This window comes from Halobacillus dabanensis (genome assembly GCF_900114165.1).
Taxonomy (GTDB): Bacteria; Bacillota; Bacilli; order Bacillales; family Halobacillaceae; genus Halobacillus; species Halobacillus dabanensis.
This window is the reverse complement of the sequence record NZ_FOSB01000003.1, coordinates 352,663-367,023: the sequence shown is the minus strand read 5'-3', so window position 1 is coordinate 367,023 and position 14,361 is coordinate 352,663. Positions and strand designations below refer to the sequence as shown.

18 protein-coding genes and 1 other annotated feature are annotated in these 14,361 nt (G+C 37.0%); of the genes, 1 reads left to right on the top strand and 17 read right to left on the bottom strand.

Annotated features, from left to right (window positions below):
* Positions 1–172 precede the first annotated feature (172 nt).
* From BMZ58_RS07830 to BMZ58_RS07765, 14 genes are all read right to left on the bottom strand, one after another.
* Entirely contained in the window at positions 173–1,000 is an 828-nt protein-coding gene (locus BMZ58_RS07830) for a CPBP family intramembrane glutamic endopeptidase (RefSeq protein WP_075035988.1), read from the bottom strand.
* Positions 1,001–1,208: 208 nt separating this feature from the next.
* Positions 1,209–1,844 (bottom strand): alpha/beta hydrolase, encoded by a 636-nt coding sequence (locus tag BMZ58_RS07825; protein WP_075035987.1) that lies wholly within the window; start codon positions 1,842–1,844, stop codon positions 1,209–1,211.
* 199 nt (positions 1,845–2,043) lie between these two features.
* A complete protein-coding gene (locus tag BMZ58_RS07820; RefSeq protein WP_075035986.1) occupies positions 2,044–2,556 on the bottom strand; it encodes an RDD family protein in 513 nt (170 codons plus the stop codon).
* Positions 2,557–2,682: 126 nt separating this feature from the next.
* On the bottom strand, positions 2,683–2,964 hold the full coding sequence (locus BMZ58_RS07815) for a hypothetical protein (RefSeq protein ID WP_075035985.1): 282 nt from the start codon (positions 2,962–2,964) through the stop codon (positions 2,683–2,685).
* Between the two features lie 287 nt (positions 2,965–3,251).
* The gene (locus BMZ58_RS07810) at positions 3,252–3,719 is read right to left on the bottom strand and encodes an NUDIX hydrolase (protein ID WP_075035984.1); all 468 of its coding nucleotides are present in this window, start codon (positions 3,717–3,719) and stop codon (positions 3,252–3,254) included.
* 107 nt (positions 3,720–3,826) lie between these two features.
* The gene (locus BMZ58_RS07805; protein WP_075035983.1) at positions 3,827–4,234 is read right to left on the bottom strand and encodes an NUDIX hydrolase; all 408 of its coding nucleotides are present in this window, start codon (positions 4,232–4,234) and stop codon (positions 3,827–3,829) included.
* Positions 4,235–4,258: 24 nt separating this feature from the next.
* Entirely contained in the window at positions 4,259–5,260 is a 1,002-nt protein-coding gene (locus BMZ58_RS07800; RefSeq protein WP_139207312.1) for a serine hydrolase domain-containing protein, read from the bottom strand.
* 163 nt (positions 5,261–5,423) lie between these two features.
* Positions 5,424–5,834, bottom strand: a complete 411-nt coding sequence (locus BMZ58_RS07795) for an NUDIX hydrolase (protein ID WP_075035981.1) — start codon at positions 5,832–5,834, stop codon at positions 5,424–5,426.
* A 244-nt stretch (positions 5,835–6,078) separates the two neighbouring features.
* A complete protein-coding gene (locus BMZ58_RS07790) occupies positions 6,079–6,258 on the bottom strand; it encodes a hypothetical protein (protein ID WP_075035980.1) in 180 nt (59 codons plus the stop codon).
* Between the two features lie 183 nt (positions 6,259–6,441).
* Positions 6,442–7,140, bottom strand: coding sequence for a SurA N-terminal domain-containing protein (locus BMZ58_RS07785; RefSeq protein WP_075035979.1), 699 nt, complete (start codon positions 7,138–7,140; stop codon positions 6,442–6,444).
* 18 nt (positions 7,141–7,158) lie between these two features.
* Positions 7,159–7,572: a hypothetical protein gene (locus BMZ58_RS07780; protein ID WP_167360049.1), complete on the bottom strand. Its 414-nt coding sequence runs from the start codon at positions 7,570–7,572 to the stop codon at positions 7,159–7,161.
* 324 nt (positions 7,573–7,896) lie between these two features.
* On the bottom strand, positions 7,897–8,364 hold the full coding sequence (locus BMZ58_RS07775; protein WP_075035977.1) for a hypothetical protein: 468 nt from the start codon (positions 8,362–8,364) through the stop codon (positions 7,897–7,899).
* A gap of 690 nt (positions 8,365–9,054) precedes the next feature.
* Positions 9,055–9,417, bottom strand: coding sequence for a hypothetical protein (locus BMZ58_RS07770; RefSeq protein ID WP_075035976.1), 363 nt, complete (start codon positions 9,415–9,417; stop codon positions 9,055–9,057).
* A gap of 207 nt (positions 9,418–9,624) precedes the next feature.
* Positions 9,625–10,500: an aminoglycoside 6-adenylyltransferase gene (locus BMZ58_RS07765; protein WP_075035975.1), complete on the bottom strand. Its 876-nt coding sequence runs from the start codon at positions 10,498–10,500 to the stop codon at positions 9,625–9,627.
* A 217-nt stretch (positions 10,501–10,717) separates the two neighbouring features.
* On the opposite strand from BMZ58_RS07765, the gene BMZ58_RS07760 reads away from it, so the two are divergent.
* On the top strand, positions 10,718–11,101 hold the full coding sequence (locus tag BMZ58_RS07760; protein WP_075035974.1) for a nuclear transport factor 2 family protein: 384 nt from the start codon (positions 10,718–10,720) through the stop codon (positions 11,099–11,101).
* Positions 11,102–11,171: 70 nt separating this feature from the next.
* On the opposite strand, the gene BMZ58_RS07755 is transcribed toward BMZ58_RS07760, so the two are convergent.
* The 3 genes from BMZ58_RS07755 to BMZ58_RS07745 all read right to left on the bottom strand — a co-directional run bounded on the left by BMZ58_RS07755 (position 11,172) and on the right by BMZ58_RS07745 (position 14,361).
* Entirely contained in the window at positions 11,172–11,792 is a 621-nt protein-coding gene (locus BMZ58_RS07755) for a nucleotidyltransferase domain-containing protein (protein ID WP_075035973.1), read from the bottom strand.
* Positions 11,793–12,031: 239 nt separating this feature from the next.
* Positions 12,032–13,282 carry a tyrosine--tRNA ligase gene (tyrS, locus tag BMZ58_RS07750; RefSeq protein WP_075035972.1) on the bottom strand — a complete coding sequence of 417 codons (1,251 nt, stop codon included), beginning with the start codon at positions 13,280–13,282 and terminating at the stop codon, positions 12,032–12,034.
* Positions 13,283–13,566: 284 nt separating this feature from the next.
* Positions 13,567–13,792: a binding site (T-box leader), on the bottom strand.
* Between the two features lie 68 nt (positions 13,793–13,860).
* Positions 13,861–14,361, bottom strand: coding sequence for a GNAT family N-acetyltransferase (locus BMZ58_RS07745; RefSeq protein ID WP_075035971.1), 501 nt, complete (start codon positions 14,359–14,361; stop codon positions 13,861–13,863).

Genomic DNA, 14,361 nt, shown 5'->3' with positions numbered 1-14,361 from the left:
AAAAGGACGCAACGTTCGTAAAGTTGCGTCCTTTTACTTCCCAGCTAATGAACTATTTGATTAGTGTCAAATATTAAAGATTAGCCCCCGTTTCTTTAAGACTCCGTTTCAAGATAAGTTGAACTTAGAAATGTTTTTAAACTAATTATTCAGTTATCTAGAAAAAACTCTCCTAAAGTTGAAGGTGAAATCCTTTTTCCCTTGGATAAAGTTTGATTAATCCAAAAACCGTCGCAAAAAGTAATATACCAGCAATGATAACAATAACAATCAAATCCATTTGGGTAGGTAATGATTGAGTTTCCTCACTCCCCATTAACATAGGTGAAAGGTAGAGTTCATTCATTAAAGCTAAGAGATTCCCAAAAGAGTGTAAGATAATCGGAACATATATTTTACCGGTTTTCAGATAAGCTATTGAGAACAATATAGACATCAAGAAAGCACTAAAGAAACTAAAGGGGTGACCAGTTGTAAATAAGATTGCAGTAAATACCACACCTTTGATACGGCCGTATTTTATAACAAACTTGTTAAGCATCATTCCCCTAAAAAATAGCTCTTCTATAACTGGAGCTAATACAACAGCTAAAGTAATTTTCATCAGAATATTAGAAGGCAACGCTTGGTTCTGCAGTCTTTGATCTGCTAAAGGGACATCACCTATGTCAGGAAATGCAAAAAGAATGGAAACTCCAAGAGTCATAATTAAGGCTGCTGCCGTAATTTTTACTAATGGAACAAAGGAAAGCATTCTAATCCAAGGAATCTTGACATCATTTTTAGTGCTTAATTTTGAAAACCTCATCCCTCTTTTGGATAGCTCAAGGCAAATCCATAAAAAAATAAATATGTATAAAGTAATATCTGCTATCTCAGTAGTTGATTCACTGGGATCGAAACCAATTGAAAATAGCGCATAAGATACTTCCCAAACTAATACGAAAGGTATGATTGGCCATAGTTTTACATTTCTAAAACCTATCTTCTTTTGATTCATCTGTTCCTCCTTTCAAATCTAAAATTATATATAGACTAATGCTTATTATTTCAAAACCCCTTGATATACTCAAGGTAAGATTAAAGGATTATAGTAACGTTTGATTCTCCCTAACCAAGCTTTTCTACTTCTCAAAAATAAAGAAAAGGCGACTATCTTATATTAGATAATCGCCCCCTTTTCTTTAAGACTCGAATTCAAGACAAATTCACTTTAAGTACTCATTTATGGCGTGTATAGCATCACTTAAAACAGAAATAGATCCTATCGTGTTAAATGGTTCAACATCTAAAGAATGGTTAGCTCCTTCAAATTCCTTTACCATAATATTTTCTCTTTGGTTCAAAGCTTCAACTTTTTCTGCAAAATAATGGTGGTCGTTTTTCCCTGTAATCACTAGAAAATTACGGGGACTATCTAGTAAGATTTCCATAACAATGTCGTATTTTAGCAGGGGGGTCAGCAATACAAATTTTGATCCTGAGAATTCATCTAATAATTGATAGACAATGGGGATAGTTCCCAGGGACTTACCCAAAAATACGATTTCTTCATACTCATGACTTGCGAGAACATCCTTAACTATTGGATATACATCATTTATAATGATCTTTGCTAATTTCGTTATAGGGAGATTTAATATATTTTTTGAGTAATTGTAATGGACATGGACTATGTCGACTTTATCTTCTATAAATTTCATAGTTGAATAATAAAATAAAGGCTTGTCATATGTATATCCAGCTCCAGAAAACATGAAGCAAACTTTGTTAGAGTTATTCTGAATATGGGTATATTTATGCTTCTTGTCCCCAATTAAATTTTCTTTTTCCTCTACTTTCAATATTCAGGTCCTCCTCAATATCTTTCCTTTATTTTACTATTCAACTCCACTTATATAAATAACGAAAGGACGATTTCCTCTTGTTAGATAATCGCCCCCTATAACGGAAGACTTGGTTTCGAGATATTGAAGCAGATATCTTCAACAAGTGCTCCCGTTGGTGCAATAAAAAATTTTAAATATCACATAGATATGTTAGTTAGACCTTAACCACATGTGTTTTTGCCACTATATCGTATAGGGATTGTTTCTTTCTCGTAAAAACGGCTGTTAATATGTATGCAAATATAAGTACATAGATAAGCCCCGCTAGCAAATATTGGGTGAACGGTACTTCGCCATCACCTATATAAATGAGTCGATATACAAAGAAATGTGACAACTCCCAAGGCAAAAACTTTAGGATGGTCCGAAAAGTTGCATGTGGCATTGTTAATGCCTCCTCTTTGTTTCCAACAACACGTATACCAACTTTCCTCTTTCCAAAAGACTGTTCAACAACGTTCGAATCACTAATAATAAAATAAAGTGATACAGGTAAAGTTACCAATAAAAAACCTGTTACCTGAGCTACAATTAGTGAACCGGTGAAGAATTTCTGTAAGAATGGAGATAGAAATACACTGAAAATAAAAAGTCCGACTAAATAAATGAGAATAAGTATGTAATCAATTATGAAAGCTTTGAAGCGAAGTGAAAATGAAGCATTCATTAACACGCCCTCTTTCGTTTGGGTTTATAAGTTTACTAAACTGCTACGTTAGAATAATAAGCGATAGCCGCTGTACAGCTATCGCCTCGATAAAGTAAGACCTTTTAAACAATAGCCCCCGTTTGTTTAATTAGCTACCATTATTTTAGAATAAACAAAAGTAAGTAGTAGAGTTAATAAACCAAGAAGAACGATTCCCCCGCCAAAGAATAAAGAGATACCCATCCCTTCCCATTCTCCTACGTACAGACCCCAGTAATGAATTCCTCCCCCTAAGAGGAGGAATACAAATCCAATTAAATATTTTCTTTTTTTCAAGACACTCCAAACAATCCCGACACAAGCAAAGACTAAAACAATAATTGGAACGCTCGAAAGCAAGCTATCCACCATTCCAGAATTCATCATAACAACTCCCCCTCTTTGTTAGGTGAAATCTCTGTTTTGCGTTGATGATCTTTATTTAACTATACCATTATTCATCCAAATAATTCCATAACCGAACAATGCAATCATTTTTGTAATTATCTCGAAACTGAGTCTTACACAATCCTGCCCAAAACATTAAAAATAGGGCAATTCTTCTGTTTCAGAATTGCCCCCGTTTCTGTAAGACTCGAAATTGAGATAAAAACAAAATTCAGCGCTTTTTTCCTTTTCCCCTCGTGTACTAGCTGGATATTATTTCTCTATGTTTACAGCAAGTATCTATCTATGATCAATTCTGCTCTTTCATCAATATTTATTGGTAATTTATCCATAGCGAAGTATTTTAAATTTAAACTCTCTCCGTCAACCATCACTAATTCTCCGTATGTATCCAGTGCTTCATAAATACTTATCACGTTATAAACCTCATCACCATTCGGGTATTTAAAATAAAGTCCCTCACCAGATAGTATATCAATAAACTTAAAGTGCTCAGCTCTAAGTCCTGTCTCTTCAAAAAGTTCCCTAGCAGCTGTTTGTTCCAAATTTTCTCCAGGCTCCATAGCCCCTCCAGGTAACCCCCATTCTTCGGTATCTGAACGTTGCTGTAGTAACAGTTTTTTAGAATTGTTAAATACCAACACTGTGGATCCTGTCACTATTAAGGGTCTACTGCCAACCAATTTCCTAATCTCCATTGTGTAATCTGAGATATAAATCACCTTTCCCTTCATTGATAAATTTTTTAAGGATTAATAATCAATTACTTTATAATGTAGAATGCCCCCGTTACTTGAAGACTCGAATTCGAGGTAACTTTATGTAACTAATAAATCTTTCTCTAATTCCAATATGTAGATTCAAGCTTAATTTTTGGATCTTCGAACAAGTATTTAACACTTTCCAATAACTCTTCAGGAAATTCAGCTTGATTATAGTCCTTTACGAATCGAATCCCCTTAATTTTATTCATTTCATTCAAAGAAGGTGTTCCACTCACTGAATTAGCTATAAAGAAGTGGCCGGTCCACTTAATTCCAGAAAAATAGTATGTTCCTTGGTGTATTTCAAAAAGTTGATTAACTCGAATTCCTACCTCTTCTTTAACTTCCCTTTTGGCACATTGTCTAGGTGTTTCACCTTCTTCTCTTTTCCCACCAGGAAGATTCCATAAGTTATCTCTGTCTTGAACTACTAAGACATCACCATCACTATCTTTGATTAACGTCCTTGAAAAGGACTTGTCCATAAAAGCTCCCCCGTTTAAACTTCTTTACTTATAAGTATCAGATACTATGTTGCTAAATTCTTTTAGATAGTATAGATAGTCCTCATTTCCATAGTTATATCTCTTGTTGTACATTTTTGCGACTACAACATTGTATTTTGGAATGACTAACAAAGTTGGCCCTGTAATTCCTAAGATTTGAAAAGATCCACTTGATACTCGCTCACCTAATTCACTCAATTCTCTAGGAATATCCTGCACAAACCAAAACATACCGTTACGTGGATATTCCTTTGCTAGGCGATCTGGTGTATGTATGCTAATCGCTAGTTCAATTACTTCCTTAGGCACAATTTGCTTGCCGTTTATCTCCCCTTTATTTAAGAAGAGGTTCCCCCAAAGAGCAAATTCACGAGCAGAAACAAACAGGTTGGATTCCATTCCATCTTCAGTAGATCCTGTAGTATCTTCTCCACTCTTATTAGGATCAATTATTACTTTTACTAATTCATCACTGTCTTTAGATTCCCACCATGTTTCCCTCATCCCCATTGGTAAGAACACTTTTTGATACAGAAGTTCTGGAAAGGATAGACCGAATATTTTATGAATTAGTTGAGTTATCAGTTTGATATTGATTCCTCTGTAGGCCCACTTTTCTCCAGGATTAAACTCTCTAATAATCTCTCCTTCTGAATTTTCGTCCAAACCATGTGTATGAGTAACTAAATGGCGAATTGTGGTGTCTTTAAGTATGTATGGGTTTATGTCTTTAAAATACTCACTAGCATAATCATCAAGGCTATGTATTTTCCCTTCATATAAAGCAAAGGCGATACACAACCCTAAATAACTCTTTCTTGCAGAAGCTACATTGAATCTGGATTTATCATTTACAGGTAGTGAGCTTTCCGTATTTGAATGAGATCCACTATAGTGTTCTAAAACAATCTCATTGTCTTTAATTACAGTTAGGGCAGCAGCTGAACTGTTATTTTTCTCTTTTATGGCTTCTACCCAAGATAGCATATTATCGTAATTTGAAATCATTTTAAGCCACTCCCTAAATCATTCCTTACAACTAATTATCCCATACATTCCAGAATCGTTTGCATTGTATAAAGTTAACTGGTCCTTATTTTGGATAAGTCACCGTTTCTGTAAGACTCGATTTCAAGATACTTTCTCTGAACTACTACCAACCGAACTCTTAACCTTGGAATGTATATGGAGCAGATGATCTAAGTAAACTCTCTACCCCACCTTCATGGTAAGGCATTAGCTTGTTTGCGGTATTTTTATCTAGCCACTTAATTTCATCTATCTCATCTTTATGTAATATTTGTAGAGTACCTTCTACAATCTTCGCTTTGTAAGTAATGAACAGAGCATGATGGCCCTTATTTTCAAAGAACGCTTCATTTACAGCAACTATGTTTACAGTTTCTATTGTTAAATTAGTTTCTTCCTTGCTTTCCCGAATTGCTGCCTGTTCAAATGTTTCATCTCTTTCAACAGCACCACCAGGAAGAGACCAACTACTCCCCTTATTATTCACCATTAAAACCTTCTCTTTAATTTCATCAAAAATAAAGACGTAAGCTACATCAACTCGATCCACCTTAAATCACTCCTCCATAATGGTTGTATTTATTTGCTTCATGATAATTAATTATTGCTTATATCAAGCAAACGCCCCCGTTTATGTAAGACTTGATTTCGAGATATCTTGAAGCAGATTTAAACTAAAACACCCATCCTCTATATAATGACAAAAGCCAAACGCCTCCTACCAAGGTTTATGGTTTCACTTATTTTAAGTGGGCTGAAATGAGGAATTTTCACCCCCATTTGATATGTATGCTTTAGTTGGCTATAAATATACCGAATACCCCTATAACTACAGTCAATATGAAACTCCCGAATAAAATGTAACCTAATAATTTAATAGGAAGAGGAAGCTTCCCTCTACTTGTACCAGGATAACCCTCAACATTTTGCTTATGGGCTATGACATCATTAAATGGTTTATCTGTTCCTTTCATGTTAATACCCCCTTTTAAAAAATCACCTAATTAACAAGATACCTTTTCGTTTTGTGATACATTAAGATGCAAATTATTATCTAAGAATTCCCAACTATTATGATAATTTCCTAATATAAACCTAAAAAGCCAGTAATAGCTACTGGCTTTTTAGGTTTTGATCTCTGAACCATTTCAGAGTAATTATTCAATTCCTTGTTCTGAGTCAAATTCTTTTATTTTATTTTTGTTGCCCTCTTTATAATCTTTAATTTCTTCTTGGAGTTTTTTCTGCCATTTTTCTGATTTTTTCACTTTACCACCTGTTTCTTGTTCATAAAGCTTTCTAACAGTTAACTCATGGACCACTTGATCATATTTATAATCAGACCAGAACTCCTCTTTTGTAAGTTCTAAACCATCTAATAATTGATCAAACTTCTCTCCATAATCAACATTTAGTCTTCTTTCAATTTCTTGATTAATTTCTTCCTCACTTACAGTGATTCCTGCTTTTTTTGCTGCTTTATAAGTGGCTTTTCTCTCGATCAGAATGTCTCTTGCGACTTTTTTACTCTCTTTTTTACTCAGTCCTTCATGATGTTGCAATGAGTATGTTAAAATTTTGAATTCATTTTTCTTTATAAGATTATCGGTTTTTTCAGATTTATCGGTTTTTTCGGAATGCTTACCTGAGTTAGTAGATGAAAGTTTGTTGTTCTTTCCTTCTACCAATGCATCATCGTGCACTTCCAAAAGCTCTTGTTTACTATCGGTTAAACTCTTAATATACTTTCCGTAAGCCTCCATTTCACTATCTTTCTGAGAAGCCGCTGTTGTGACAGCTAACACACTTAACAGTAAGACCACTAAGGAAGCTATACTAAATACTTTTTTCTTCATAAATATCTCCTTTCTTTATTACCAATAAAGTGTTACAGGGTAAATATATGTATCTGTGGCGTCATCTGCCCCATACTGCCCAAGAATGAAATCGAGATGATAAACGGATTTGTAAGTTGAGTCTGTCCCTCTATCATAGTGGTTAACTTTTTTTCTAGTATCATTAGAATCAACATCATACCAATCATCCCAAGGTGCGATCTTTTTGTCTTTAGAGCCATTTGTATAGTTGACTGAATCCCAGAATTGATCTCTAGTGGTTGGAGTATAGTAACGCATTTCTGCAGATGCGTATCGAGCTGTCACCATATTATAGGAACCTTCATCACTATAAATATCGGTAAAAGTTACGTCAATTTCCCATTGGTGTGGCGTATCTCCTACATAACCAATGTCAGAATAATAATTTGTATCACTCTTACTACCAGCCATTACAGTGGTTGGTATAATAGTAAGAAAAAATGTTGCGAATAGAAGTGATAATATAATTTTTGACTTATCCACTTTGCTTTCCTCCCATTGTTTTTTGTGGATGTGATCGATCACATCCACAAAATTAACATATATTACACAAACTAGGAAACCCTGTGAGGAAATCGATTCTAAAAATCATACATTCTAGTCTATTATACCTAAAAAATAATAAATATATTATAAATAAAAATTCTTACAGAATATCTTTACCAATCACATGTATACTGTTCTAAAAAATAAAAAAACCTACGGAACTACCGCAGGTTTTGATTCATCAAGTATTTATTTATTCAATGCCTCTTTTAATTCTCCAGCTTGGTTCGAACTAATGTTGTAGTATTCTCCCGAACCATCACTAAGAACAGCGCTTCCATCTTCGTGATACCATACAAACCTTTTTTCTTCTGGAGTATCCTTTTTAGTCCCCTCTGATTTTGTAATCGTGAAAAAGAGGTCAGGGTCTCCATTAACTTTATTTTGGGGTTTCTCAATTTTCTCTGCTGTTCCGATTATCTCTTCAACTTTATCGATTGTTTTTGAATCACTGATTTCTTGATCCATATCCACGCTGGATCCTTCTCCATTTAAATTAGGAGTGCCGACTAAAATTATATTATTTCCCTCATCCGTATTTTCTTCGCTATTTTGAGAAGATGTTTCTTGATCTGTTGACTCTCCATTACTCTCTTCACAACCTAATATGATTACGGACATACTGATAAACAAAATTACCAAAAATAGTTTCTTCAAAAAATCACTCCATTCTTAAGGGTTCGATTCGATATCATTGTGGCATGATAAAATTAGAGAAATCAATAATAAAGCAAGGAAATGATTCTTAGTATCCACTTCATCTGGTAAAATAGACAACCTTTTCTATTTAATAGACATTCATGTGAACTTATCCCTATACAACTATCTTCAATCCTAAATTTGCCTTACAAGTGCTTTGGAATCCTGGAAGTAAATATATATATACAATATTTATTAGTATCTAATAGAGTGAGTACAAAAAAGAAAGTCCTCTGTAAAACTATTAATATGTTTTAGACTTTCATACCTTCTACTAATAGCATTTCAAAGTTGTTACCTACAGTCATAATTACGACGCTAGAATCTTCCTCTAACTTTTTTACACGCTCTTCCATAATTGACCCCCTAATATGGAGATGAAATACCGAAGAGTTTAATCCCCCTAATAACAAATAAGTGGCTCACCAACTTTGGTGGGCCACTTATTTGTTACCTTTTTTATTCCCTTTAGCATACTTCCCTTTATGGCCATTCCGTTGGTTCGCTTGTTTCGTCTTGGATTGACCTTGCTTCCCCACTGAATCACCTCCTTTCATTTTTGACCATAAAAAATACACCTCAATGGGTGTTTGGTTTACGACGCATAAGATTCCGGACACGCAACAATTCCTTTTGATCACCAATAAATCAGCCCGATATATTGAGATGCTTTATTGAATTGTAAGCAATCCCTGAACAAAGTGCTAAAATCCCAATGACGTAAATTGAAATTGGAAAGTCTGGTATCAAAATGGTCAAAGAAAGGATACAAGTAATAAAAAATAACCTTAATGCTTTTTCTTTATAGTTTAAGCCTTCGAATAGTTTCATTTGGCGACCACTCTTTTGTACTTTTTTGCGTTTAAGCTGATTCCATATTAACTCACCAATAACCACGCCAGACAGCCCGCCTATTATGACAATAGTAAAACTGCCTGAGTCCCCTGAAATAAAATATGTGATAATGACAATCACTAAGGAAATTATTAATTTTTTAAATATTTTTTTCATAATTATATTTCCCCCATTAAATCATTCCTCTTATTACACGTACGATAGTAAACCAATTTAGTTTCAAAAATTGAAAAATATCTCGAAACTGAGTCTTCAACTAACCTGCCCGTTTCTGGAAGACTTGATTTCGAGATACTTTACCTTTTGCTCTCTTCTCCCTTCCAAATAACCAACACTTATCAACTCGATGATTATAAATACCAGTCAAAAAATACTTTTCGCATGGGAAGGCAAGGATCTTACTTGTTTCAAATAGCTTGTCATGTTTTCATCGTCCTTTTCCCTATAGGTGTATAAAAAACGCTCTGCTACTTCAAAGGCAAGGGTGCGGAATAGCTCACCTGCAGCAAACATGGCGTCCCATATGTGTTCAGGTTTGCTATCTGAATAAGTGGATTCATACAAATCCCAATACTCAGCAGGAAGAAAATCCTTAAAGTAATTGCCCACTTTTCCTGTCGACACCGTAAAATCTGTCTGCATTCCAATCCACCAGGAAACCATTTGATCCAGATCTCTTCTGATGACACATTCGAACATGAATTTGGCATAGGGGACTTCATCACGCCATAGGCTTTTGGCTACATTTTGCTGACACCACCAAAAATTGTTGCAACAGCCCATGTAGTCCTGTTCCGTGGGTATTTGTACATGATAATCTTCATCCGTCGGTTCTGGTAAATCAGGCAGACAATCGTCTTTGTCCAACAATGGAACCGTCAGTTTATCCTTTCCGTAATGTTCTTTTAAATGGTTCATTGTTTCTATATGTAAGTCGATACGATTGCCATCCGTAAACAGCATCAAATAGCCATAGAAGTCTGTAAAATCCCCACCTGCTCCCTTGTCATTCTTATCAGGTTCCTGCACCATGAGTCTTTCTCCGAACACATCGATCCAGCCCTCATCTTTTAAAAAGGAGTCCGTTTCTGTCACTACGTAAACAATATCGTAATCCTGGAAAATATCTTTGGAAACAGAGCTATTCGTCCTTGAACCGTTCATATAGACGGCGCGAATACGCTCATCCTCTTTTGCCACAGATAAAATTAACTCCATCATTTCCTGCTCATTTCTCACAACCGTTCCTCCTTTAATATTTTCATTCATCTATATACACATGCTATCCCTACCATAGAAAGGATTCCAACATAAAAGGGTATTATCGTCCAGGTCAGGTCTTATCCCGTTATGCCACAGGAAAACTCACTCCCCATCTTCTCTCCCCCTTCTTTTCGATATGTTAGAATGATAATATAATATTTCCAAACACAACCACTTCTCCAGGAGGGCTCCTATGAATCTGTCACTTAAAGAAGAGCTGAAAAAGTTGGAAGAACATCATATCCAGATTGAAACACGCATCTCCAAAGAAAAACTCGACAACATATTAGCTGACGACTTCTGGGAAATAGGGAGTTCCGGAAGGCCTTTTGATAAAAAATTTTGCCTGGAAAAAGGTGTCTCATTGACGGAAATGACTTTACATCATTATGAAATTCAACCGTTGGCTTCTGATGTGGTCTTATCGACATACTACATTGCAGACAAAACAAGAAACCGAAACACGCTGAGGAGTTCCATTTGGAAAAAGATTGACGGACGATGGCAATTGTACTTCCATCAAGGAACAGTCACTGACTTGGATGTGCAGGAATTCCAGAGAGAGGCTGGAAAATAAAGATTTTACTTCTTGCCTCTATAGACCCTGTTCTACCATGCACGAAACCTGGGTTTCCTTTCTCTAGCATTTATAGTTTCTGTAAGTGATCGATCCACGCATCCAATCGTCTTCTGTCACCGGGTCCCTCAAGCAACTTATCATATTTCCGGTATCCCTCTGGGTCATGCTTGGCGAGCCAGTTCAATGACTTTTTCGGTCCGAGGTACCACCTGCCATTCATTTCAAAATAGATTTCCAGACTTTCTTTAATGAGCCAGTAAAATCGATAGCGCCCCTCCATGTCCCCTTTTCTGGATCTTACCTTCATTTTTATCAACCAATCTTTTAAGAACTGCTTTTCCTTTCCTGCCAATTTTCTTGGACCTGCTTGATAAATGGCATCAATTTTTTCTAAAAAAGTCTCGGCCTGTTGTTTCTCATCTAACAAAATTTCCCCCTCTAGAACCTTGAGGAATTGTTCAGGCTTATTCATCTCTTCGGTGGGATGGATCCAAACATCTAACAGTTTGCCTTGAAAAGTTTCCACTCTGTTTTCTGCCTCTGCCACTTCGGAAAAACCAATCAAGTCGACATCACTTTCGTTTGTGTAGTCGCCGTTCTGGTAAGAGCCGTACAAAATAATGGTATGACATTGATAAGTATGGTGCAGATGATCAGTAACTTTTTGAATAAACATCTCTCGTTCCATTTTTTTCTCCTTCCTCCACATTTCCTTTGGACTTATTTTTTTGGCAGCAGGGGGACCTAAAAATGAAGCTGATTCATTCTTTCTCCCCCCTTCATCTCATTTCTAAATGAATGTTTGGCCCAAGACCATCACGTCTACCGGATTATGACTCAGCTTTTTTGCTTGCGACTCCGATTATTTACGTGTGACTCACCTTTTTTACGCGCGACTCGGACTTTTATAAAAGTAGTGGCATCCTTTCATGAGGAAGAAAGGCGCAGACGAATGAACTTCCTTTTGCCAACTTGCAACACTAATCCGTCCTTGACTTCCAAAATGGTGGCAGGATCAGGAACCTTTTCCTGATTGACTCGTATCCCACCATTTTTAATCATTCGTCTTGCTTCGCTTTTTGATGGCAAAAGTCCGAGTTCTTTCACTAAGTCAACAATTGCTACAGTCTGATTCCCATCCCAAACGACTTCAGGCATATCCTCTGGTATTTGATTTTTTTGAAATACATTCTCGAAATCGGCCTTGCTTTCTTCCGCCGCTTTTTTCCCATGAAGCATTGCTACCAAAGCGGAAGCAAGCATCATTTTGGCATCCCTTGGATGGAGGGCCCCCTTCTCCATTTGCTGTTTCACTTCATTGACCTCATCTATGGTCAAAGGCGATACCAGTTGAAAATACTTTAAAATTTGCTCATCTGGAATCGACATCGTCTTTCCGAAAATATCCCTCGGGCTTTCTTCCACCCCAATGTAATTGTTTTTCGATTTCGACATCTTCTCTACGCCATCCAGCCCTTCAATCAAAGGCATAAGCAAAACCACTTGTTTCTCCTGACCGTAATGTTCCTGGATTTGCCGTCCGAATAAGACGTTAAACTCTTGGTCCGTCCCTCCTAACTCGACATCTGATGATAAAGCATAGGAATCATATCCTTGCATCACCGGGTAAAAAAACTCATGAAGGTAAATCGGCTTATTGGCTTCATATCGGTTGTGAAAATCATTCCGCTCGAGCATGCGTGCAACCGTCACGGTGCTGGCAAGTTTGAGCACTTCCGAAAAGTCGACCTGTGACAACCATTTAGAATTGTAATGAAGCTCCACTTTCTCCATGTCCATCACTTTACCGAATTGTTCAAAATAGGTCCTGGCATTGTGCTTCACTTCCTCGTCTGTCAATGCCGTCCGTGTCGCTGTTTTCCCAGTCGGATCTCCGATTTTCCCAGTGAAATCACCGATAATCAATTGAATGGTATGACCGAAGTTTTGAAACTGCTTCAATTTGTTCAACACCACTGTATGACCGAGGTGGACATCAGGGGCAGTCGGATCAAGCCCAAGTTTCACCTTCAATGGTTGTTGATTCTTGATCGACTTGGCAATCTTTTGTTTGAATTCTTGCTCCGGGATGATGGAGGAGACTCCATAAGATAATACCTCCCACTGTTGTTCCAGCTCTCTTTTTTGTTGATCATTCAATAACTCGATAAAATTCATGACTTCCCCTCCATTTTTTGTATAGGACAAAGGCGTAAGCGGCCTGTTAGACACGAAACGCATAAGCAAAACGACTGAGAAAGGTGACTTTTATTTACAGAGGAAGTTTGGTTAAGTTCGCAACGTCCTGTTGCAACACCGAACGACCCCACTTCCTGTGAGGCCCGCAAGACGGATTGCTTATGACGTGAGTGGCTGGGCGCTGGAGCCGGATGTCGCTTTTCGGAACATCCATCCAATTTTGAATTCTACAATTTAAAGACCATAAAAAAGACACATCCCATCATTGGGACGTGCCTATATCACGCGTTACCACCCAAGTTGAAGACAAGCATACTCCTCTTCCACTCAAAAAGATAACGGTTTTCCCGTCTTTTACTAATCACCGACGTTTTCGTAAAAGATGCTCCAGAAGGTAATTCACGAAGAGATGTGGATCGACTCGCACCAACCGCCGACTCTCTGAAAACAGGGACCTCTTCCCTACTGCATTTCTTTCATAGCACTGTTTATTAAATTTAAAATTATGTTACGCGGAAAGGGAAAAGATGTCAACGTATTTTTCGGAAAATTTCTACTTAACTGATATCCTCGATAGACCAGTAGATTTCTCCATCTTCCGTCCGCTCACGGTTGAAGCCTGCTTTTTCCAGAACACGGACAGAAGCAAGGTTCGTTTCTGAACAACTTGCTGTAATCTTTTGCACACCTGGTTGCTGCAATCCCCAAACTACGGCAGCTTGCGCCATTTCAGTCGTATAACCTTTTCCTTGATACGCTTCCATCATACTGTAACCGATGTCCATACACCCCTCATCATCCGGTCCGCCTTTGAATCCCATATCCCCGATGATCATCTGATCGCCTTTATGTATAATAACGCCTTCGTAATCATTTTCTTCGGGGAATTGACGGAAACGCTCCATTTTATAAGGAAAAAATTCTCTATACGCCGCCATCGGATATCCGGGCAAAACATTGTAACCTGCCGCTTTTTTTAATTCTCCGCGAAGTGATGCGTCCATCATATCCGCAGTAAACGTAATCATTCTAAGACGATCTGTTTCAATTGTTGGCAT

Bases quoted from the DNA above. Each gene is read 5' to 3' on its own strand.
- BMZ58_RS07830 (WP_075035988.1), bottom strand. From the start codon at position 1,000: ATGAATCAAAAGAAGATAGGTTTTAGAAATGTAAAACTATGGCCAATC.
- BMZ58_RS07745 (WP_075035971.1), bottom strand. From the start codon at position 14,361: ATGCCAACAATTGAAACAGATCGTCTTAGAATGATTACGTTTACTGCG.
- BMZ58_RS07820 (WP_075035986.1), bottom strand. From the start codon at position 2,556: ATGAATGCTTCATTTTCACTTCGCTTCAAAGCTTTCATAATTGATTAC.
- BMZ58_RS07810 (WP_075035984.1), bottom strand. From the start codon at position 3,719: ATGAAGGGAAAGGTGATTTATATCTCAGATTACACAATGGAGATTAGG.
- tyrS (WP_075035972.1), bottom strand. From the start codon at position 13,282: ATGAATTTTATCGAGTTATTGAATGATCAACAAAAAAGAGAGCTGGAA.
- BMZ58_RS07785 (WP_075035979.1), bottom strand. From the start codon at position 7,140: ATGAAGAAAAAAGTATTTAGTATAGCTTCCTTAGTGGTCTTACTGTTA.
- BMZ58_RS07780 (WP_167360049.1), bottom strand. From the start codon at position 7,572: ATGGCTGGTAGTAAGAGTGATACAAATTATTATTCTGACATTGGTTAT.
- BMZ58_RS07755 (WP_075035973.1), bottom strand. From the start codon at position 11,792: ATGGAACGAGAGATGTTTATTCAAAAAGTTACTGATCATCTGCACCAT.
- BMZ58_RS07815 (WP_075035985.1), bottom strand. From the start codon at position 2,964: ATGATGAATTCTGGAATGGTGGATAGCTTGCTTTCGAGCGTTCCAATT.
- BMZ58_RS07770 (WP_075035976.1), bottom strand. From the start codon at position 9,417: ATGAAAAAAATATTTAAAAAATTAATAATTTCCTTAGTGATTGTCATT.
- BMZ58_RS07805 (WP_075035983.1), bottom strand. From the start codon at position 4,234: ATGGACAAGTCCTTTTCAAGGACGTTAATCAAAGATAGTGATGGTGAT.
- BMZ58_RS07760 (WP_075035974.1), top strand. From the start codon at position 10,718: ATGAATCTGTCACTTAAAGAAGAGCTGAAAAAGTTGGAAGAACATCAT.
- BMZ58_RS07790 (WP_075035980.1), bottom strand. From the start codon at position 6,258: ATGAAAGGAACAGATAAACCATTTAATGATGTCATAGCCCATAAGCAA.